The organism is Streptomyces sediminimaris (genome assembly GCF_047049295.1).
In the GTDB taxonomy this organism is placed as follows: domain Bacteria; phylum Actinomycetota; class Actinomycetes; order Streptomycetales; family Streptomycetaceae; genus Streptomyces; species Streptomyces sediminimaris.
The window spans coordinates 1,160,866-1,181,698 of the sequence record NZ_JBJWOT010000001.1; the positions used below are offsets into that span (position 1 = coordinate 1,160,866).

The 20,833-nt window shown below is 73.4% G+C and carries 15 protein-coding genes; 3 read left to right on the plus strand and 12 right to left on the minus strand.

Translation table 11 applies throughout. The features are described 5' to 3' along the window. Positions 1–72: 72 nt before the first annotated feature. From ACJ9NR_RS05290 to ACJ9NR_RS05305, 4 genes are read right to left on the minus strand one after another with little or no spacing between them, the layout of a single operon-like run. Entirely contained in the window at positions 73–1,035 is a 963-nt protein-coding gene (locus ACJ9NR_RS05290; protein WP_412489497.1) for an ABC transporter substrate-binding protein, read from the minus strand. A 13-nt stretch (positions 1,036–1,048) separates the two neighbouring features. Next, positions 1,049–3,052, minus strand: coding sequence for an ABC transporter permease (locus ACJ9NR_RS05295; RefSeq protein ID WP_412489496.1), 2,004 nt, complete (start codon positions 3,050–3,052; stop codon positions 1,049–1,051). Next, on the minus strand, positions 3,052–4,140 hold the full coding sequence (locus tag ACJ9NR_RS05300; protein ID WP_412489495.1) for a quaternary amine ABC transporter ATP-binding protein: 1,089 nt from the start codon (positions 4,138–4,140) through the stop codon (positions 3,052–3,054). The genes ACJ9NR_RS05295 and ACJ9NR_RS05300 overlap by 1 nt, the downstream gene beginning before the upstream one ends. A gap of 20 nt (positions 4,141–4,160) precedes the next feature. Next, positions 4,161–5,630 (minus strand): aldehyde dehydrogenase family protein, encoded by a 1,470-nt coding sequence (locus ACJ9NR_RS05305; RefSeq protein ID WP_412489494.1) that lies wholly within the window; start codon positions 5,628–5,630, stop codon positions 4,161–4,163. A gap of 220 nt (positions 5,631–5,850) precedes the next feature. Between ACJ9NR_RS05305 and purU the strand changes: the two genes are divergently transcribed. Continuing rightward, on the plus strand, positions 5,851–6,723 hold the full coding sequence (gene purU, locus ACJ9NR_RS05310) for a formyltetrahydrofolate deformylase (RefSeq protein ID WP_412489493.1): 873 nt from the start codon (positions 5,851–5,853) through the stop codon (positions 6,721–6,723). A 165-nt stretch (positions 6,724–6,888) separates the two neighbouring features. Here the strand turns inward: purU and ACJ9NR_RS05315 are convergent, their stop codons facing one another. From ACJ9NR_RS05315 to ACJ9NR_RS05345, 7 genes are all read right to left on the minus strand, one after another. Continuing rightward, complete coding sequence (locus tag ACJ9NR_RS05315; protein ID WP_412489492.1) at positions 6,889–7,725, minus strand: methylenetetrahydrofolate reductase; 837 nt, start codon at positions 7,723–7,725, stop codon at positions 6,889–6,891. Positions 7,726–7,729: 4 nt separating this feature from the next. Next, positions 7,730–9,418, minus strand: a complete 1,689-nt coding sequence (gene betA / locus ACJ9NR_RS05320; RefSeq protein ID WP_412489491.1) for a choline dehydrogenase — start codon at positions 9,416–9,418, stop codon at positions 7,730–7,732. 256 nt (positions 9,419–9,674) lie between these two features. Then, a complete protein-coding gene (locus tag ACJ9NR_RS05325; RefSeq protein WP_412489490.1) occupies positions 9,675–10,121 on the minus strand; it encodes a hypothetical protein in 447 nt (148 codons plus the stop codon). After that, a complete protein-coding gene (locus tag ACJ9NR_RS05330; protein WP_412489489.1) occupies positions 10,121–12,787 on the minus strand; it encodes a multicopper oxidase domain-containing protein in 2,667 nt (888 codons plus the stop codon). The genes ACJ9NR_RS05325 and ACJ9NR_RS05330 overlap by 1 nt, the downstream gene beginning before the upstream one ends. Further along, a complete protein-coding gene (locus ACJ9NR_RS05335) occupies positions 12,784–14,028 on the minus strand; it encodes a TIGR04053 family radical SAM/SPASM domain-containing protein (RefSeq protein WP_412489488.1) in 1,245 nt (414 codons plus the stop codon). The genes ACJ9NR_RS05330 and ACJ9NR_RS05335 overlap by 4 nt, the downstream gene beginning before the upstream one ends. Positions 14,029–14,661: 633 nt before the next feature. Continuing rightward, complete coding sequence (locus tag ACJ9NR_RS05340) at positions 14,662–15,171, minus strand: hypothetical protein (protein ID WP_412489487.1); 510 nt, start codon at positions 15,169–15,171, stop codon at positions 14,662–14,664. Between the two features lie 120 nt (positions 15,172–15,291). Beyond that, entirely contained in the window at positions 15,292–16,125 is an 834-nt protein-coding gene (locus ACJ9NR_RS05345; protein ID WP_412489486.1) for a DUF2249 domain-containing protein, read from the minus strand. Positions 16,126–16,897: 772 nt separating this feature from the next. Here ACJ9NR_RS05345 and ACJ9NR_RS05350 point away from each other — a divergent pair. Together ACJ9NR_RS05350 and ACJ9NR_RS05355 are read left to right on the plus strand one after the other, a co-directional pair. After that, positions 16,898–18,271, plus strand: coding sequence for an FAD-binding oxidoreductase (locus tag ACJ9NR_RS05350; protein WP_412489485.1), 1,374 nt, complete (start codon positions 16,898–16,900; stop codon positions 18,269–18,271). 83 nt (positions 18,272–18,354) lie between these two features. Then, the gene (locus ACJ9NR_RS05355; protein ID WP_412489484.1) at positions 18,355–19,956 is read left to right on the plus strand and encodes an acetolactate synthase large subunit; all 1,602 of its coding nucleotides are present in this window, start codon (positions 18,355–18,357) and stop codon (positions 19,954–19,956) included. 376 nt (positions 19,957–20,332) lie between these two features. Here ACJ9NR_RS05355 and ACJ9NR_RS05360 read toward each other — a convergent pair whose 3' ends face one another. After that, positions 20,333–20,806 carry a hemerythrin domain-containing protein gene (locus ACJ9NR_RS05360; protein ID WP_412489483.1) on the minus strand — a complete coding sequence of 158 codons (474 nt, stop codon included), beginning with the start codon at positions 20,804–20,806 and terminating at the stop codon, positions 20,333–20,335. Between the last annotated feature and the right edge of the window lie 27 nt (positions 20,807–20,833).

Genomic DNA, 20,833 nt, shown 5'->3' on the forward strand with positions numbered 1-20,833 from the left:
GGCAATGCCCGGCGGGCGGCGCACACCTGTGCGCCGCCCGCCGGGCATGGGACCGCTGTTGTCGAAGACGGCTCACTTGAGCCAGGCGGCCACCTTGTCCTTGTTGGCCTCGACCCACTTCTTGGCCGCCGCGTCGGGCTTCATCTTGTCCACCGCGATGTACCTGGCCACGGTGTTCTGGTCGTCGTTGGTCCAGTTGAACTTCTTCACCAGGTCGTAGGCGGGAGAGCCGGACTTGGCGAACTTCGCGCTGACGATCTTGTCGAGGTCGTAGACCGGGTAGTCACAGGCGATCTTGGCCGCGTCCGCGTCGCAGCCCTTCTTGTACGGGGGCAGGCTGACCTTCTTCAGCGGCACCTCGGACAGGAACCACTGCGGCTCGTAGAAGTAGCCGATCACCCATTCCTTGTCCTTCTCGGCCTTGCGGTAGGCCTGGATGAGCGCGGTCTCGCTGCCCGCGTACACCACCTTGAAGTTCAGCTTCAGGTTCTTCACCAGGGCCGCGTCGTTGGTGACGTACGACGGGTCGCCGTCCAGCAGCTGGCCCTTGCCGCCCGACTCCGACGTCTTGAACTTGTCGGCGTACTTGTTGAGGTTCCTGTAGTCGAGGATGTCGGGGTGCGCCTTGGCCAGCCACGGCGGCACGTACCAGCCGATGATGCCCTTGTTGCCGGTCGAGCCGGCCTCGACGGCCGTCTTCTGCCCGGTGATGTACTTCTTCTTCAGATCGTCGTGGCCCCAGTTCTCCAGGACGGCGTCGACCTCGCCCGTCCCGAAGCCCTGCCAGGCGATCTCCTCCTTCAGGTCCTTCTTGTTGACCGTGCAGCCGAGGTCGTGCCGGGCGACGTACGCGACGACCGCCGCGTCCGCCTCGTAGCCCACCCAGGGGTTGACGGCCAGGTTGAAGGTGCCGCACTTGCCCGGACTGCCGCCCGAGCCCGCGGAGCTGTCGCCCACCTTCGCGCCTCCGCACGCGGTGAGGGTGAGGCCGAGGACGGCCAGGCCGGCCGCGCCGGCTCGCCAGTGTCTTGCCATGGTGTGCTGCTCCTTATGCACCGGTGCGTCGCGCCGCAGCCTGAGTGATCCGGTCGAACATGACTCCGAGCAGTACGATGGCGAGCCCTGCCGCCAGGCCCTTGCCGTACAGCTCTCCCTGCGAGAAGCCGGCCACGACGTCGTAGCCGAGGGCGCCCGCGCCCACCAGGCCGCCCACAACAACCATCGACAGCACGTAGATCAGGCCCTGGTTGGTCGCGAGGGTCAGGGCGCTGCGTGACATCGGCAGCTGGACCTTGGTGATGATCTGCCGGGTGTCGCACCCGGCGGAGGTGGCCGCCTCGACGGTGGCCTCGGGCACGGCCCGCACACCGTCGGCGATGATCTTTATGGCGACCGGCGCCGCGTAGACGACGGCCGCGACGATCGCCGTGAAGCGGGTCGCGCCGAACAGCGCCAGGAACGGCACGAGATAGACGAACGGCGGCATGACCTGCGCCGCGTCCAGGGTGGGCCGTACCAGCTTGTCGACCAGGGTGCTGCGCCCCATCCACACGCCGAAGACGACGCCCAGCGCCATCACCAGGACCGTCGCCACGAGCGTGGACGCCGTCGTGGTCATGGCGTCCGACCACACGCCCGTGCCGACCAGCAGGCCCACGCACACGGCGGTGGTGATGCCGGCCCGCCAGCCGCCGAGCACCACGGCGAGCGCGACGAGCACCATGGCCACCAGCCACCAGGGCGAGTCGGTGAGCAGGGTCTGGAACGGGTTGAGCAGGACGTTGGTGACGACGTCGCGGATCGCGTTGGTCAGACCCGCGAGGTGGTCCTGCGCCCAGTTCGTCACGGTGTCCGCCGCGCTCGCGATGTGGCTGCCGACGGTGCCGTCGCCGGGGAAGTCCGCCGCCCACAGATAGGTGTGGGACAGGTAGACCAGCACCGCGGTGACCACCGCGCCGGCGCCGAGCAGCGGCCTGCGCCAGGCCAGGAAGCGGTTCTTGGACCGGCGGGCGTCCTCCTCGCGGGTGCTGGCCGCGGTCGTCACCCGGTCCAGCACGATCGCCATGACGACGATCGCGAGGCCGGCGTTGAAGGCCGTGCCGACGTCCAGCGACTGCAGCGCCTGCACCACGGTCTTGCCGAGGCCGGGCGCGTCGATCAGGGCCGCGATGGTGACCATGGCCAGGGCGGCCATGATGGACTGGTTGACGCCCATCACCACGGTCCGCTTGGACATCGGCAGCAGCACCTTCAGCAGCGACTGCCGCCGGGTCGCGCCGAGGGAGTCGGCCGCCTCGGCGGTGGTCTCCGGCACGGAGCGGATGGCGTGCGCGGTGATGCGGATGGCGGGCGGCGCCGCGTAGATGACGGTGGCGATCGTCGCGGAGGCCGGGCCGATGAGGAAGACCAGGGTCAGCGGGGCCAGGTAGACGAAGGTCGGCATCGTCTGCATGAAGTCCAGGAACGGCGTCACGATCCGGTTGAACCGGTCGGACAGCCCCGCCCACACGCCCAGCGGGATGGCGAACAGCAGGGCCACGAGCACCGCGGAGAGGGTCAGGGCCAGGGTGTCCATGCTCTCCTGCCACAGTCCCTGCAGCCCGAAGAAGACGAAGCCGGCCGCGGCGAGCAGCGCCACGCGCCAGTTGCCCACGGCCCAGGAGACGTAACCGGCGATGCCGACCACGCCGAGCCAGCCGATCTGCGGGACGGGCCGGCCGGCCGGAGGCTGGGAGATCAGGTGCTGGACGAAGGTCACCAGGTTGTCGATGACCAGCCGGATCTCGTTGAAGAAGTACAGGAAGAGCGGATTGGAGTTGCGGTTGGCGCCGACGGAGTCGTTGACGTCGTTGAACCACCGGTGCAGGCCGGTGAGGTCGGCCGTCGCCAGCGACAGGGTCTGCCTGCCGCGCAGCACGGCGAACAGCACCAGCCACGCGACCACGATCCCCGCGACCACCGTGGCCCGGCCGGCCCGGCGCGGCTGCTTCACGGGGGCCCTGGGCTCGGCAGGCGGTTCGGTCGTGCCGGGTTTCTCGACGGCGACGGTCATCACGCGCCGCCTTCCTGCCCGGCGACCACGGCGAGGATCTCCTCGTCCCCGACGATGCCGAGCAGCTTGCCGTGCTCGACGACCTTGACCGGCTTGTGGGCCGCCAGCACGGTCCGCGTCGCCTCCCGTACGACGACGTCCGGGCCCAGCTCCGGCCCGTCCAGGGCGTCGGAGTCCCCGGGCGCGCGCATGATCCAGCGCAGGGTGAGCACGTCGCCGCGCGGCACGTCCTTGACGAAGTCCCGTACGTAGTCGTCGGCGGGGGCGCCCACCAGCTCGTCGCCGGTGCCGCACTGGACGGTCCTGCCGTCGCGCATGATGAGGATGCGGTCGCCCAGCTTCAGCGCCTCGGAGAGGTCGTGGGTGATGAACACCATCGTCTTGCCGACCTCGTGGTGCAGCCGGATGACCTCGTTCTGCATGTCACGGCGGATCAGCGGGTCGAGCGCGGAGAAGGGCTCGTCGAAGAAGAGCACGTCCGGGTCCCCGGCGAGCGCGCGGGCGAGGCCGACGCGCTGCTGCATACCGCCGGAGAGCTGGTCGGGGTAGGAGTTCTCGTAGCCGGCCAGACCGACCAGCTCCACCACCTCCAGGGCCCGCCTGGTCCGCTCGGCCCTGCCCGTGCCGCGGATCTCCAGGCCGAAGGCCACGTTGTCGACGACCCGGCGGTGCGGCAGCAGCCCGAAGTGCTGGAAGACCATGGAGAACTTGCTGCGGCGCAGCTCCCGCAGCCGCCTGTCGTCCGCCTGCCGGATGTCCTGCCCCTCGAAGACGACCTCGCCCGCGGTGGGTTCGATCAGCCGGGTCAGACACCGCACCAGCGTGGACTTGCCGGAGCCGGACAGGCCCATGACGACGAAGACCTCACCGGGCGAGACGTCGAAGTTCACGTCGCGGACGGCGGCCGTGCAGCCCGTGCGGTCCATGAGCTCGCGGCGGGTCAGCCCGCACAGCTCCTCCGAGTCCGGCACCCGGTCGGCCTTCGGCCCGAACACCTTCCACAGCCTGCGCACGGATATGACCGGAGTCCCGTCCGACTCCTGGGGCGTGCCGCGCCGCTGCGCCACCTCGGTCTGTGTTGGGGTCACGATCGACCTCTCTTCGGCGTTCAGCCGCTGAACCAGCGCTGCGGCCGGGGTTGGATGTTCTGCCAGATGTGTTTGGGCTCTCGGTACTCGTCCAGACCGCTCGGTCCCAGCTCCCTACCCACGCCCGAGTGCCCGAAGCCACCCCATTCCGCCTGCGGCACATAAGGGTGGTAGTCGTTGATCCACACCGTGCCGTGGCGCAGCCGCCGGGCGACGCGCTGCGCCCTGCCCGCGTCCTGCGTCCAGACGGCGCCGGCCAGTCCGTACTCGGTGTCGTTGGCGATGCGCACGGCATCGTCCTCGTCGGTGAAGCGCTCGACGGTCAGCACGGGTCCGAAGGACTCCTCGTGCACCACCCGCATCTCCTGGGTGCAGGCGTCGAGCACGGTCGGCAGGTAGAAGTGGCCGCCCGCCAGGGCCGGGTCGTCCGGCCGTGCGCCGCCGCAGCGCAGCACCGCGCCCTCGGCGAGGCCGGCCGCGACGTACGCCTCGACCTTCTCCAGGTGCCGCGCGGAGATCAGGGCCCCGGTCCCGGCCTCCGGGTCGAAGGGGCCGCCGAGCCGGATGCGCCGGGCACGGCGGACGACCTCGTCGACGAAGCGGTCGTGCAGCGGGTCCTCGACGATCAGCCGGGCGCCCGCCGAGCACACCTGTCCCGAGTGCAGGAAGACGGCCGTGAGGGCGAAGTCGACGGCGGCCTCGAAGTCGGCGTCGGCGAAGACGACGTTGGGGTTCTTGCCGCCGAGTTCCAGCGCCACCTTCTTCACCGTCGCCGCGGCGGCGGCCATGATCCTCCTGCCGGTCTCCAGCCCGCCGGTGAAGGACACCAGGTCGACGGCCGGATGCTCGGACAGCGGTGCGCCCACCTCCGGCCCGGCGCCCAGGACGAGGTTGGCGGCGCCGGCCGGCAGGCCCGCCTCCTCGAGCGCCCTCATCAGCAGGATCGAGGTGGAGGGGGTGAGTTCACTGGGCTTGAGGACGATGGTGTTGCCGGCCAGGAGCGCCGGGGCGACCTTCCAGCCGGCCTGCAGCAGCGGGTAGTTCCAGGGGGTGATCAGCCCGCACACGCCGACCGGCTCGTACACCACGCGGCTGACGGCGTCGTCGCGGCCGGTGTCGATCACGCGGCCCGCGTCGGTGCCGGCGATCCCGCCGTAGTGGCGGAAGCAGGAGACGACGTCGGCGATGTCGTACTCGCTCTCCACCAGCCGCTTGCCGGTGTCCAGCGACTCGGCGCGGGCGAACTCCTTGGCGTCGCGTTCCAGGATGTCGGCGGTGCGCAGCAGCAGCGCGCCGCGCTCGCGCTCGGGGGTGCGCGGCCAGGGCCCCTGGTCGAAGGCCCGCCGGGCGGCGGCGACGGCCGCCTCGGTGTCGGGACGCGTGCCTTCCGCCACGGTCGCGACGAGCGCGCCGTCGGCGGGGCAGCGGATGTCGCGACGGCCGCCGGCCACCGGCGCCCGCCATTGTCCGTCCACGTACAGATCAGCCACGCGCCAAGCCCTTCAGCCGGAATGCGTTGCGCATCGTGCATCCAATTGCTTGTGGTGGAACACAGTGGCGAAACCTCGGAGCCCCGTCAAGTGGTTGGCTGATGACGATTTCGCCATGGAGCCCGTTACCGGGCCACCCCTTGACCGCGACGGCGCGGCGAGCCGACCATGTTGCGCATCGCTCACCCTGTTGTGCATTACGCACCCACGGAGGCCGCACATGTCCCCTCGACCGCAACCCGGACGTGAGTACGTCCTCACCCTCTCCTGCCCCGACAGCGCGGGGCTGGTCCACGCCGTGAGCGGCTTCCTCGTCAGGAACTCGGGCAACATCCTGCAGAGCCAGCAGTTCGACGACCGTCTCGAGGACCGTTTCTTCATGAGGGTCCACTTCGATGTTTCCGATCCCGACGCGGATCTGCGAACGCTGCGTTACCGGTTCGGGCCGGTCGCCGAGGCCCACCGCATCTCCTGGACCCTGCGCGACGCCTCGACCCCGACGCGGACGCTCATCATGGTCTCCAGGTTCGGGCACTGCCTCAACGACCTGCTCTTCCGCCGGACCACCGGGGCCCTCAACATCGAGATCCCCGCCATCGTCTCCAACCACCGCGACTTCGAGGGCCTGGCGCGGACCTACGGCATCCCCTTCCACCACGTCCCGGTCACCAGGGACACCAAGGCCGAGGCCGAGGCACGGCTGCTGGAGCTGGTGCGGGAGCTGGACGTCGACCTGGTCGTACTGGCCCGGTACATGCAGATCCTCTCCGACGACCTGTGCAAGCAGCTCGAGGGCCGCGCCATCAACATCCACCACTCCTTCCTGCCCAGCTTCAAGGGTGCGCGACCCTACGAGCAGGCATACAACCGCGGAGTCAAACTCGTGGGCGCGACGGCGCACTACGTGACGCCGGACCTGGACGAGGGCCAGATCATCGAGCAGGACGTGGTCCGGGTCGACCACTCGCTCGACCCCGGGGAGCTGGTCACGGTCGGCCGGGACGTGGAGGCGCAGGTCCTGGCGCACGCGGTGAAGTGGCACAGCGAGAGCCGGGTGATGATCGACGGCAACCGCACGGTGGTCTTCCGCTGAACGCAACACGGCTGCGGGGCGGGTCCGGATCGGGACCCGCCCCGCAGCCGTGTACGGACGGTCGTGCACGGACGGTCGTATACGGACAGTTCTATACGGACACCGGCCGCAGTGCGCCGGACCCGGGCCCGCAGGGCCCGCCACCCGGCCCTCAGCCGCCGGCCCTCAGCCTCCGAGCCGCTCCAGCAGGGCACGGCGCCAGCGTTCCGTCTCGGCGACCTGGTTGAAGGTGAACAGATGCAGGCCCGCCACCCCGGCCGGCGGCGCGGTGAGCGTCTCGCGGGTGCGGGAGAGCAGCCTCTCTGGCGCGTAGCCGCCCGGCGCGGCGAAGCGCCAGAACCACGACGCGTGCCTGGTCAGGAACCGCGTCGACTCCCCCACCCCGATCTTCGTCGCCATCGCCAGCAGCTTCGCCCGCTGCACGGGACCGGCGACGCCCACGTGCACGGGCAGCGAGACGCCCCGCCGTCGTATGCGCAGGACCCACTCCCCCAGCACCCGCGGATCGAAGCAGAGGTTGCTGACGATGTACGTGGCGTGGGCGTGCTTGTCCCGCATGGCCTGGACGGTGAGGTCGTCGTGGAGGAGCGGATGGCTCTCGGGATAGCCGGTGATGCCGACGCGGGCGAAGGGCGCGCCCAGCTCGCTCAGCCGGCGCAGCACCGGCAGTGCCCCGTCGAAGGGCCCGGCCGGCGGGTCCGCGTCGCCCGCGGGGACGAAGACGTCGTCCACGCCCGCCGCGACCAGCCGCTCCACCACGTCCTTCAGGTGCACCTCGTCGCGCAGCAGCCGCGCCGGCACGTGCGGGACGACGCGGTGGCCGTGCGCGGCGAGCCGCCCGGTGAGGTCGAGGGTGGGTTCCAGGCCCTTGACCGGCGATGCCGTGACCGTCACCACGACGTCGCGCGGGACATGGGCGAGGACCTTCTCCTCGGTCGCCCGGGCGGGCAGCACCTCGTAGCGGACGCTGTTCAGCAGGTCCCTCACTCCGGCGGTGCCCAAGGTCTCACCCCGCCTGCGTCTGGGCATCGCGCTGCTTGCGGGCGTCGGGGTGGCGGTAGTAGGCGGCCTCGGAGGCGGGCAGCGGCTCCCGGCCCAGGATCAGGTCGGCGGCCTTCTCGGCGACCATCATCACCGGGGCGTAGATGTTGCCGTTGGTGACGTACGGCATCACCGACGCGTCGACGACCCGCAGGCCCTCGACGCCGTGCACCCGCATGCTGGTGGGGTCGACGACCGACATCTCGTCGGTGCCCATCTTGCAGGTGCAGGAGGGGTGCAGGGCGGTCTCGCCGTCCTTGGCGACCCAGGCGAGGATCTCCTCGTCCGTCTCCACGGACGGGCCGGGCGAGACCTCGCCGTCGTTGTAGGGAGCGAGCGCCGGCTGGTTGAGGATCCTGCGGGCCACCCGGACGGCCTCGACCCACTCGCGGCGGTCCTGCTCGGTGGAGAGGTAGTTGAAGCGCAGCGCCGGGTGCTCGCGCGGATCCCTGCTCCTGATCTTGACCGAGCCGACGGCGTCGGAGTACATCGGCCCCACGTGGACCTGGTAGCCGTGGCCGCCGGCCGGCACGGAGCCGTCGTAGCGGACCGCGATGGGCAGGAAGTGGAACATCAGGTTGGGGTAGTCGACGTCGTCGTTGCTGCGGGCGAAGCCGCCGGCCTCGAAGTGGTTGGTCGCCGCCGGGCCCTTGCGCAGCAGCCACTGCAGGCCGATGAAGGGCGCCCGCCACTTCGCCAGGTACGGCTGCATGGAGACGGGCTGCTTGCAGGCGTACTGGATGTACACCTCCAGGTGGTCCTGCATGTTCTCGCCGACGCCCGGCAGGTCGTGCACCACGTCGATGCCGAGGGCGCGCAGCTCCGCGGCGTTGCCGACGCCGGAGAGCTGCAGCAGCTGCGGGGAGTTGATCGCGCCGCCGCAGAGGATCACCTCCTTGGCGCGGACCTGCTGCGGGGCGCCCTTGCCGCGCTGGAACTCGACACCGACCGCCCTGGTGCCCTCGAAGAGGACGCGGGTGACGAGGGCGCGGGTCCTCACCGTGAGGTTGGGCCGTCTCATGGCGGGCCTGAGGTACGCCTTCGAGGCCGACAGCCTGCGTCCGCGGTGGACGTTGCGGTCGAACTTGGCGAAGCCCTCCTGCCGGTAGCCGTTGACGTCGTCGGTGGGGGCGTAGCCCGCCTCCTCGGTGGCCTTCAGGAAGGCGCCGAAGAGCGGGTTGGTGGCGGGCCCGCGCTCCAGGACGAGGGGGCCGTCGTGGCCGCGGAACTCGTCGTCCGGGTCGGCCGCCAGGCAGTTCTCCATCCGCCGGAAGTACGGCAGGCAGTGCGCGTAGTCCCAGCTCTCCATGCCGGGGTCGGCGGCCCACCGCTCGTAGTCCATGGGGTTGCCGCGCTGGAAGATCATGCCGTTGATGCTGCTGGAGCCGCCGAGGACCTTGCCGCGGGCGTGGTAGACGCGCCGGCCGCCCATGTGGGGCTCGGGCTCCGACTCGTACTTCCAGTCGTAGAACCGGCTGCCGATCGGGTAGGTCAGGGCCGCGGGCATGTGGATGAAGACGTCCCACGGGTAGTCGGGCCGGCCGGCCTCCAGGACCAGCACGCGGTTGGCCGGATCGGCGGTGAGTCTGTTCGCCAGTGCGCTGCCGGCCGAACCGCCGCCGACGATGACGAAGTCGTACTGCAGGGGAGCCATGGTGCCTCGTCTCGCTCGCGCCGTCGATGTGCGACGCATGCTAGCGCCGGTATCGCGATGCGCACCAGGTTGCGAGCAACGCAACCTCCAGGGTCTCGCTCCGGTTCCGCCGGACGCGGGGCACCGGAGCCGGCCCCCACCTCGAACGGACGCGCGGAAGCGCCAGGGCTGTGCGGTGTGGATCGACGGCGGCGGTCGGTGGCGGCGCCGGAACGGCCACGCCCAGAGGGGCGCCGCCTCCGAGTCCGCGCGCCGGTCACGTGGCGGGCAGGGCGGTCGCGAGCAGGACGACACCGAGGGAGCCGACGAGGGACACGACCGCCAGCGCCCGGGCCAGGTCGGCGCGCCCCCGGGCATGGGCGATCCCGTGCCCGGCGGCGGCGGCCATCACCACCGCGAACAGGCCGAGTTTGGCCGCCAGGGTGCGGCCGTACCCCGGTTCGGCGAGCGAGGTCCAGGTGACGCCCTTGTGCCAGGCCATGGCCCACCCGGTGCCCAGTTGCAGCGGCAGGAACACCGCCCCGGTCAGCAACCCGAAGCGGCGCCCCGCGGCCGCGCCGAAACGGTCCTTGGCCTCGGCCGCGAGCAGATGCCGGGCCAGCGGCAGGACGACCAGGGTCAGCGCGAGCTGCCCGCCGACCCACAGCATGGCCCCGGTGACGTGCAGGAAGCGCACCAGTGACCACCAGCCGACGCCGCCCACTACCCGCCCACCTCCACGACGCCCGTCGCCCCCGCCTCGGCGTGGCGCATGTCGTGGTCGACGAAGGAGTAGTGGCCGGCCGCCGGGAACGTCGTCTCCACGAAACCGCCCTGAGCGGGAGCGAGGTCCAGCACCTGCGACCCGCCCGGCCGGCCCGGCTTCAGCAGATAGGCGCCCTCCTTGTACACCGTGTCGAAGACGGTGCCGACGATGTGGAAGGCGATGCCGTCGCTCGGTCCCGCGGCGACCACCCAGAAGCGGGCGCGCCCGCCGGCCTCCATGGTGAGGGGCCGCTGGGCGTACTGGCCGGCGACGCCGTTGAAGACCCAGGCGTCCGGGGCGTCCTGACGCATCTTGGTCACCTGGGCGGTGCTGCCGGGGGTGCCCAGGTACAGCTCGGAGGAGACCAGGACGTACTCGTGGTCGACCTTCTTCAGACCGGGCGGGTCGATGACGACGGCGCCGTACATGCCGTTGCCGATGTGCTGGAGCACGGGCGCGGTGCTGCAGTGGTAGAGCCAGGCCCCGGCCCGATCGGCTCGGAAGCGGTAGACCAGGCGCTGACCGGGCCGGATGGTGCGCATCGCCCGGTCCGGGGCGAGCGTGCCGGCGTGGAAGTCGATGCCGTGGCCCATGCCGTGGTCGTCGTTGACGAGCGTCACCTCGAAGACGTCGCCCACCGCGCCGTGCAGGGTGGGGCCCGGCGCGGTGCCGCCGAAGGTCCACATCTGCTGCCTCACCCCCGGAGCCACCTCGGCCTCGGTGCGGGCGGCGCGCAGGGTGATCTTGTGTACGGTGCCGCCCGGCACGGGGGCCAGGTCGGCGTCGCGGGGCTTCCAGCCCCGGGAGAAGCCCGCGGTGAGGTCCGGCCCGCCGTTCGCGGTGGCGGTGGCGGTCCCGGACGGGCCGTGGGCGGCCGTGGTGTCTCCCGCGCCGGGGCTGCCCGCGCCGCGCCTGACCACGATGTCCAGGGTCATCCCGGCGGCCCGGTGACCGGGCACGGTGCACCAGGCCAGACGGTTGCCGGTGACCCTGCCGAGGTCGAGGACGCGGCTCTGCCCCCGGGACAGGAGCGGGGTGGCGGGGCCATGCGCCACCTTCAGGTCGTGGCGCTGGGCGTCCGTGTTGGTCACCTTCAGCCTGAGCGCGGTGCCCTCGGCCACCTCGATCCGGGCCGGGCGGACGCGCATGTCGGACAGGGCGACGCCGACCGTGCGCGAGGCCGTGGCGCCGCCGCCGGTGCCCGCGGCGACGGCCGGGCCGCCGGTGCCGCCGCCGCTGTTCGCGACCAGTACCGCCAGCACGGTGATCGACGCTCCGGCCGCCGTGCCCAGCAGCACCGGCCACCGCGAAGCACCGCCTCCGTCCTTTCCCCGCAGCTCACGGCCGAGGACGGACACGGTGAGGGCGAGGAACGCGGCGGCGGCCACCGCCGCCAGCAACAGGCCCACCGTGCCGGACGGACCGGGCAGCGGCAGCGCCAGCAGCGCCACCCCCGCGTTGAGCGCCCCGAGCCGGACCGCCCAGCCTCGCTCCAGCACCGCCCGCAGCACCGCCCGTTCCTTCGGACCCCCGGCGAGCACGACGGGCAGCAGATAGGTCAGCGCCCCGACGAGGACCTGGGCGACGAATCCGATGAGCAGCACCGGGACCAGAGAGCCGACCCCCTCCTGCGCCCCGGCGAGCGGCCGGGCGGCGAGGACGCCCAGGTCCGCCAGCACACCGGCGAACAGCCAGCAGGCCGCGGCGCCCAGCATCCAGACGGCCGCCGCGGACACCGGGCTGCGTCGGCGCACCGTACGGACGAACAGGCCCAGGGCCACCGCGACCCCGGCCGCGTACCCGGCGACACCGGTCACGGCCGCCCAGCGCCACCCTGCGGCCAGGGCGACGACCGCCGTCAGCAGGCCGCCCCCGGTCAGGGCGAGCACCCGGGGCGCCAGCTCGCTGGTGCGCTCCGCCATCCGCACGCCCAGCACGGTCGGCCACAGCATGAACAGGGTGCCCAGCACGGGCAGCCCGACCCAGCCGAGCAGCGTCACATGGATGTGGGCCAGCCGGACTCCGGCGTACTCCCCGGCCCCGGCCCGGCCCGTGGCGAGCAGCCAGCCCAGGACCGCTCCCACGATCAGTGCCGGTGCGGCGGCGCGGTAGTAGCCGACGACCGGGGCGAGCCGCCCCCCGAGCGCGCCCCGCCCCATGCGGAACAGCACCACCAGATGGGCCGCCACCGCCGCGATCAGCAGCGCGCACCCGGCACCGGTCAGCAGCGGCACGTCCGCCCATACGCCGGTGAGCACACCGGCCACGGCAAGGTTGACCCCGGCCAGCCGGGCGTCGCTCCACCGCTTGTCGGGCTGCCGCGCGTGCAGCAGGGCCACCGCGAAGTGCTCGCTCCAGACGAGGATCGCGGTCGTGACGGCACCGAGCAGGAACAGGTGGACGGCCAGCCAGCGGGCCACCGGCAGGGACTGCTGCGCGGCGGCCGCCGGCAGCGCCAGTGCCAGCCAGGCCACGATCACGACGTGGGCGCGCAGATGGCGCTTCCTCAGCCCCGACGCCCTGAACCTGCTCGGATGCCGGCTGCCGGTTTCCGGGCCGGCCGGCCGAAGCGGCAGCGCACGCCGCCCGTCGGCGCTCGCGGGACCGCCCTGTTCGCCGGTCATGCGGTTGCCGCCGCGCGACGACCCGTCGGGTGACCGTCCTGGCGAACCTGCTCCTCGGTCAGCAGGGCGGCCAGTTCCCGCCGGTGGGGAAAGGATCCCGGCGTGTAGCCGCACCACGGCTCCTCGGCGTACGGATCGCCCGTCAGGCCGTAGGCGCGGGACCGCGAGCCGCCGCAGACGCGGCGGAACTCGCACCGCCCGCACCGGCCGCCCAGCCGGTCGGCGTCCCGCAGACCGGTGAACAGCGGCGAGGTCCGGTAGATCTCCGTGAGCGGCTGCTCCCGCACCGAGCCCGCGCCCAGCGGCAGAAATCCGCTCGGGTGCACGGTGCCGGTGTGCGAGACGAAGACGAAGCCGCGGCCCGCGTTCACGTCCAGCGGCGGCCTGCGCGCCCGGCGCCCACCCGCGTCGATGCCCGACTCCGCCGCCCGCAGGCGGAGTCGTCGGTACAGCGGGCCGAGGCCCAGGGCCGTGACGTGGTCCTCACCGAGGCCGGCCAGCACCTCGCGCTGGAGGGCGACCCGGCGGAAGTGGTGTGCCTCGGTGGTCTTGGCGGGCACGGTCAGGCCGACGTCGTACACGAAGTTCAGGACGTCCTCCGTCTCGGCCGGGGTGAGCGGGCCGAGTCCGCGGCCGCGTCCGGTGGGCACCAGGAAGAAGGCGCTCCACAGCATCGCTCCGTGGTCGGCCACGAGACGGACGATGTCCGGCAGGTCATGCAGGTTGTGCCGGGCGACGGTGGTGTTGATCTGCACCTTCATGCCCAGGGCACGTGCGGTGTCCCAGGCGTCCAGGGTCCAGCGGAACACGCCGGGTACGCCGCGGAACCCGTCGTGCAGAGCGGCGGTGGAGCCGTCCAGGCTGAGCGAGAGCCCGACCGCTCCCGCCGCGTGCACCTCGCGCAGCCGCTCGGGCGTGAGCGTGGGAGTGCCGGAGGGGGACACCGCGATACGCACCCCGGCCGCGCCGCCGTACGCGATGAGGTCGGTCAGGTCGGGACGCTGGAACGGGTCTCCGCCGGTGATCACGAACAGCGGGGCGGGCTGCCCGAACGCGGCGACCTGCCGGATCAGTTCCCGGGCGGCGGCGGTGTCCAGCTCACGCGGGTCACGGTCGGGGACGGCCTCCGCCCGGCAGTGCAGACAGGCCAGCGGGCAGGCGCGGGTGGACTCCCAGATGACGATGAACGGCTTGTCCGCGACGTTCTGGTGCTGCCGGCGGACGGGACGAGCGCCGCTCATCGGCTCGTCCGCGGCGGGACCGTGCCCAGGGTGCGTCCGGCCGCCCGATGGTCAGGGCAGACGTGGCGGGCGGCCGGACGGTGACCGGCCCGGTCCGTGCGCACCGCCCGCCGCGGCGGACGACGGTGGAGTGGGCCGCGGGGGCGTTCGGTGCGGTCGTACACGGGATTCCTCCGGATCGGTCGTCGGTCAGCATCCGGCATCGGACGAGATCGCCGCGGCGGCCGATGAGCCCCTCGGTGGTGGGCCGAGGGTCCCTCGTACGAGCGGGCCGACAGGGCCGAACGGTCCGTCAGGAGGCGGTCGGCGGAAGGACGGCTCACCGGAGGACGGCCCGCCAGGAGGCGGTCGGCGGGGCGACGGTTCGTCGGAGGACGGCCTGTCGGGAGGCGGTCGGCGGGGCGACGGTTCGTCGGAAGGCGGCCTGACGGGAGGCGGCCGGCGGGGCGACGGTTCGTCGGAAGACGGCCTGACGGGTGAGGGCTCGTCGGGAGACGGCCTGTCAGGTGAGGGTCCGTCGGAAGACGGTCCGGCAGGAGAGGGTGCGCCCGAAGGGAACCTTCCACCGGACGGACGGTCCGTCCGAAGAAGGGACGCGGCACGCATCGCGCCCCTTCCTGGACCACGCGGAGATCAGGGGCGGCGCCCCTCCACGCCCTCCGTGCGCACGGCGTCCGCCGTGGCCACCAGCACCGCGCCCAGGCCGGTCAGCACAGCGCCGAGGCCGGTGACCAGGGTGGTCAGCTGCCAGGCCTGATAGGCGGACAGCAGCGAGCCCCGCAGGGTCTCCCCCATGAAGGAGGTCTGACGCAGCTGCGTGAGCTTCTCGTCGTCGCCCCCGGCCGCGTGCAGTTCTTCGGTGATCTCGGCGTAGGTACGGCCGCCGGTGGCCTGGGCGAGATGATCCTTGATCATCTCGGCGTAGGCGTGGGCCCGGGGACCGGTGCCGACCGGCGCCCCCGCCAGGTGAGCGAGCCGGGCGGGCAGTCCGTGGCGGGGGAATGTGATCCTCTGGGCCGCCAGTTCGGCGCGGATCTCCTTCCGGCCGCTGCGACCACGCAGCAGCATGACGGGCCCGGCGGTCAGCAGGGCCGCCCCGGCCGCCCCCAGCAGGGCGCTGGTCCGGCGGTACGCACCATTCATGACGTGTTTTCCTTCTTTCCGGTTGCCCGGCCACCCGCACGGGTGGCCGGATGATGTCCGTACGGGTGGACGAGCGGCGCCGGGCTCCGCGGCCGTGCCGTCGCGACGGGTGGCGCCGGGTCAGCGGTGGCTGAGGCGGAGCCGCCAGGCCTCGGGACCGCGCTGGAGGTACTCCACCGCGAACCGTCCGGGCTCGCGCTGCTCGATCTGCGCGAGCAGCGGCAGCGGGTCGTGCGGGGCGACGAGCACCATGGCGTCGCCGGCCGGGACGGCGCCGAGGGCGCCGAAGACAGTGGCGTGGCGCAGGGCGTGCGGAACGTTCCGCACGTCCAGTTCGGGCACCTCCGCCTCCTCCGCGCCGCCGCAGCCGCACCCTCCGCCGCAGCCTCCGCGCTCCTCGGCCACCTCACCCGTGGCGTCCTGAGCCGAACCGGCCGCCCGAGCCGCGGCGGTGCCGCTCGCCGGCGCGGAGTGCGGGAACAGATCGCGCAGTTCGGTGAGCAGCGCGGCCAGACGGACACCCGGGGCCACGGCGAGCAGCGGCAGCACCAGGCCGTTCTCCCGGTCCACGAGCTCGTCGAAGAGCACCTGCAGTGCCCGGGCGTCGGCCGCGGCCCGCAGCGGCGTGGGAGCGGCTCGCAGGGAGTCGACGACCGAGGCCAGGCAGCCGTGTCCGGCGATGAGGCTCTCGATGAGCAGGCGGCTGTCGGGGAGCCGGCGCGCGGCGGGGTAGAGCACGGCCTGCTCGGCGGCCGCGTGCGGCAGGAGTTCGCGGTCGCAGAAGGCGACGAGGCCGGCCCGGATCCTCTCGGCGGCGTCGTGGTCGCGCTCCGCCGCGGTCAGCAACAGCGCCACACGCCCGGCCAGTTCCCCGGCCAGGCGGACGTGGTCTGCCTCGGCCGCTTCCAGCGCGGTGGCGTCCTCGGGGGCGGAGGCAAGGGTGACAGCACTCATCAACGGACTCCAGCGGTTCACGGCCGGTCGGGCCGGCCGATGCGGGCAGGGCCGCCGTCCGCGGGGCCTCGACGCGATCGGGCCACCCGCCCCCGGCCTGCGGGCGGGACGCCGGCACCGGGACGTGACGGACGGAGGACCGTCCGGCCTGACGGACGCGACGGCCGGACGGCGACCGGACCGGGACACGCCGCGCCCGCCACGGCCCGTGGACGCTCGACGACGAGGGCCGACGGCGGGCCCCACGGTCTCGTGGCGCTCCCGGCCGGTCGCGGACCAGCATCACCGGATCACCGTCCGGGACGCCTGGGCCGGACGGTCCACCCGGCAGCGCCTGCCGGTCCCCGCGCCGCCTGCCGAACAGGGCCGAACGGCCGTACGGGAAGGGGAAGGTCGGCCCAGTCCGCGCAGCCCGCGTCCGGCTGCCGCCGGGCCTCACGCGCAACGGCCCGCGCCGGGGCCGCTCACGCGTCCGCACCCGGCGGGCCGCCCGCGCTCCGCCGGGCGGGCGGTGCCCCGGCATCACGCGGGCCGACCGGGCACGCAGGCATCGGCGGCACGCCGTACGCACGCCTCCGGGCGGCCCTGCCGGACCGGCGCGGGACGCCCATGGCCGGATCCACCCACCGTGCGGACCGCGCCGCCCGGTCGGGCGGGGGTCCTTGGACACAGGTAGGTCCGCATGGCCCCGGGCGAGGGCCGGACGGACCCCTCCCGCGGGGTGCGTGACGGCGGCCAGGATCGGCGGGACGGGGGTCGAGGAGGGGCTGCGATGGCGGACACCGAAGCACTGCTGGCCCACGCCGTGGGGGCACGGAACGTCCTGGCCGGGGCGGAGATCCCGCCCGAATACGCCGGTGACGAGTCGCTGGCCGCCGTACGGCGGACGCCCGCGTATCTGGTCCGGCCCGCCGCGACCGCCGAGGTGGCGGACGTGCTCAGGATCGCCGGGGAGGCCGGGATCCCGGTGACCGCCCGCGGCTCGGGGACCGGCATGTCGGGGGGCTGTGTGCCGCGGCCGGGCGGCATCACGGTCTCGTTCGAGCGGATGAACCGCATCCTGGAGGTGGACGCCGTCAACCACGTGGCCGTCGTCCAGCCCGGCGTCACCCTGGACCGCCTCGACCAGGCGGCCGCCGAGTCCGGGCTGTCGTATCCCGTGCGCCTCGGCGAACCCACCGCCAGCATCGGCGGCACCGTCGCCACCAACGCCGGCGGGATGCACGCCGTACGGCACGGGGTCACCCGCCACCACGTGCTCGCCGTCGAAGCCGTCCTGGCGTCCGGCGAGGTCCTGCGCGGCGGCGGCAAGTACGTCAAGACGTCCACCGGCTACGACCTGGCCCAGCTCCTCGTCGGTTCCGAGGGCACCCTGGCCCTGGTCACCGAGGCCACGCTCCGGCTGCGGCCGCGGACCCGGCACTCCACGACCGTACTGGCGGCGTTCGCGTCGGCCGAGGACGTCTTCCGGTCGGTCCCGCCCCTGGCGGGCGGGGACCTGGAGCCGGCCGCACTGGAGTACGTCGACCTGCTGGCCATGGAGGCGATCACGAACGAGGACGGGCCGGGGCTGGGCATTCCCGCGTCCGTGCGTCTCACCGCGCTCGGCTATCTGCTCGTCGTGCTGGAGAGCCGCTCCGCGGCGCGGCTCCAGGAGGATGTCGAAGCGGCCGGCGAGCAGTTGCTCTCCCTCGGCGCGGTGGACGTCTTCGTGCTGCCCGCGGCCGCGGGCAGAAGGCTGGTCGAGGCCCGGGAGCGCGCCTTCTGGACGGCGAAGGCGGCCGGCGCCGACGACATCGTGGACGTGGTCGTGCCGCGCGGTGAGCTGTCCGGCCTGCTGGCCGCCGCCCACGCCGCCGCCGAGGACACCGGGTCGCTGGTCACCGGCTGCGGTCACGCCGGCGACGGCAACGTGCACCTCTCGGTCTTCCAGCCGGACCCCGTACGCCGCCAGGAGGTACTGCGCCGGCTGTTCCGGGCGGGACTCGACCGCGGCGGTGCCGTCTCCGGTGAGCACGGTATCGGCCGGGCGAAGAAGCCGTACTTCCTGGAACTGGAGGACCCGGTCCGCATCGCGTTGATGCGCCGGATCAAGGACGCCTTCGACCCGGGCGGAATCCTCAATCCCGGTGTGCTCCTCGACTGACGCCGCCGGGCCCTTCTCCTTCTCTCCGTCGACACGACCATCGACACGACCATCACCATCACCAGGCGAGGACGGGAGCAGACGTGAACGGTGCGGAAGCGGTCGTGGCCACCCTGCGGGCGTGCGGTGTGGAGCTGTACTTCGCCAACCCGGGCACCTCCGAGACACACCTGGTCGCCGCGCTGGACCGGGACCCGGCGGCCAGGGCCGTGCCCTGCCTGTTCGAGGGAGTCGCGACCGGGGCGGCCGACGGCTACGGCCGGATGGCCGGACGCCCCGCCGCCACCCTGCTGCACCTCGGCCCGGGACTGGGCAACGGCCTGGCCAACCTGCACAACGCCCGGCGCGCGGCCACACCGCTGGTCAACCTCGTCGGCGACCACGCCACCTCGCACAAACCGCTCGACGCGCCGCTCGAGTCGGACATCGACGCAGCGGCCGGCACGGTGTCCGGCTGGGTGCGGCGCTGCGCGGGCCCGGCAACCGCCGGCCGCGACGCGTCCGCCGCCGCGGCCGCCGCCACGGCACCGCCCGGCCGGGTGGCGACGCTGATCCTGCCGGCCGACGTCTCCTGGTCGCCGGGCGCCGGCCCGGCCCCACCGCTGCCGTCCCCGCCGCCCGCGCCGGTGCCGGACGGCACGGTGGCCGCCGTCGCCGCCGCCCTGCGCGGCGCGGAACCGGCCGCGATCCTGCTCGGCGGCCCGGCCACCCGCGGCCCGGCTCTGCGAGCGGCGGCCCGTGTCGCCGCCGCCACCGGAGCCCGGCTGCTGTGCGAGACCTTTCCCGCGCGCCTGGAACGCGGCGCGGGCCTGCCCGCCGTGGAACGGCTCGGCTACCTGCCCGAGGGGGCGCGAGCCCAACTCGGCGGCCTGCGACGCCTGATACTGGTCGGCGCCCGATCCCCGGTGTCCTTCTTCGCCTATCCGGAGACACCCGGCCTCCTCGTCCCCGACGACTGCCGCGTCCATCCCCTGGCCGGCCCGGGCGACAACGCCGCAGCGGCCCTCACGCACCTGGCGGACCTGCTCCCCCGCACGACACCGGCGACGGCGGCGACTGCGGCAGCGACGGCGGCCCGGGCGAGGCCGGAGCCGCCCGCGGGCGAGCTGACCGGTGAGACGGTCGCCGCCGCCGTGGGCGCGCTGCTGCCCGAGGGGGCGATCGTGGTGGACGAGGCCAACACCAGCGGTCTGTGGCTGCCCCCGGCCACCGCGGGGGCACCGCCCCACGACTGGCTCACTCTCACCGGCGGCGCCATCGGACAGGGCCTGCCGCTGGCCGCGGGCGCCGCGATCGCCTGCCCCGACCGTCCGGTGCTGTGCCTGGAGGCCGACGGCAGCGCCATGTACACCCTCCAGGCGCTGTGGACCATGGCCCGCGAGGGACTGGACGTCACCGTCGTCGTCCTCGCCAACCGCTCGTACTCCGTCCTGGAGATGGAGTTCGAGCGCCTGGTCCCGGACCGCGACCCCGCGGACCACGGCCGGGCCCGCCGGGACCTGCTCGACCTGTCCCGGCCCGCTCTGGACTTCGTCCGGCTCGCCGAGGGCATGGGCGTGCCCGCCTCGTGCGCCACCACGGCCGAGGACTTCACGGCCGGGCTCGCCGAAGCCCTCGCCGAGCCGGGCCCTCATCTCATCGAGGCGCGTGTGCCCCCGCTGTTCGGCCCGGTACGCGCGCCATGACCCCGGCCGCGGCGAGGCCCGCCGCCCGCTCGGCCTCGTCCGGGAAGTGGTGGATCGCGACGACGTCCGGGCGGCCGGGACGGCGAGCCCCGGCCCGGGGCGTTCGTCCGCGTCCCGCCACCGTCACCGCGTCCGCACGGCGGTGTGCCCGGTGCGGCGGTGCGGTGCCCGGTGCGGCGGTGACGACGCCGCGGTCGCGCGGTGATCCGGTGACCCGGCCCCGGCACCGGGCGCGGACCGGCACTCCGGGCCGCTCGGGGCCGGGTGCACGGCGCCGGGACCGTACGTACGCGGGTGTACGAGGCCGGGACCGTACGTACGCGAGGTCCCGGCCCGTGCACGGGCCGGGGGCGTGGTGCCGCGGGCGTGCGCCGCGTCAGCGGTTCGGCTCTGGCACCCGGCTGCCGACGCGGGTGCGCACCGCCTCCACCGCCTCCCACTGCTCCGGCTCCAGCATCGCCAGGGCGGCCGGGAAGACGCCGTCCTGTTCCTTGAGGATGTGCTCGCGCAGCAGGGCGAGCGTGTCCATGAGCCGCTCCGGCCAGCCCGGGTCGGCAGGGACGCCCTCCGCGGCCTCGGCCAGCACCGACTCGATGCGACGGTGCTCGGCCTCCAGAGCGGCGATCTTCTCCGGGAACTCGTCGGCCAGGGCGGGGAACAGCCCGTGTTCCTCGACCTCGGTGTGCGGGTCCAGCGCCGCGGCGATCTCCCGGGCCAGCTCGGCCGTCCGGGTCGTGTCGTCGTCGCGCCGGGCGTCCCGAACCAGGCTGATGAGGGTCACCACCGCGTCGTGCTCGCGGGTGAGTTCGTCGATCGCGGACAGGGACTGGCATCCGCAGTACTCGCACATGGGGTCGTACTCTCCTGTTCGGTTGTC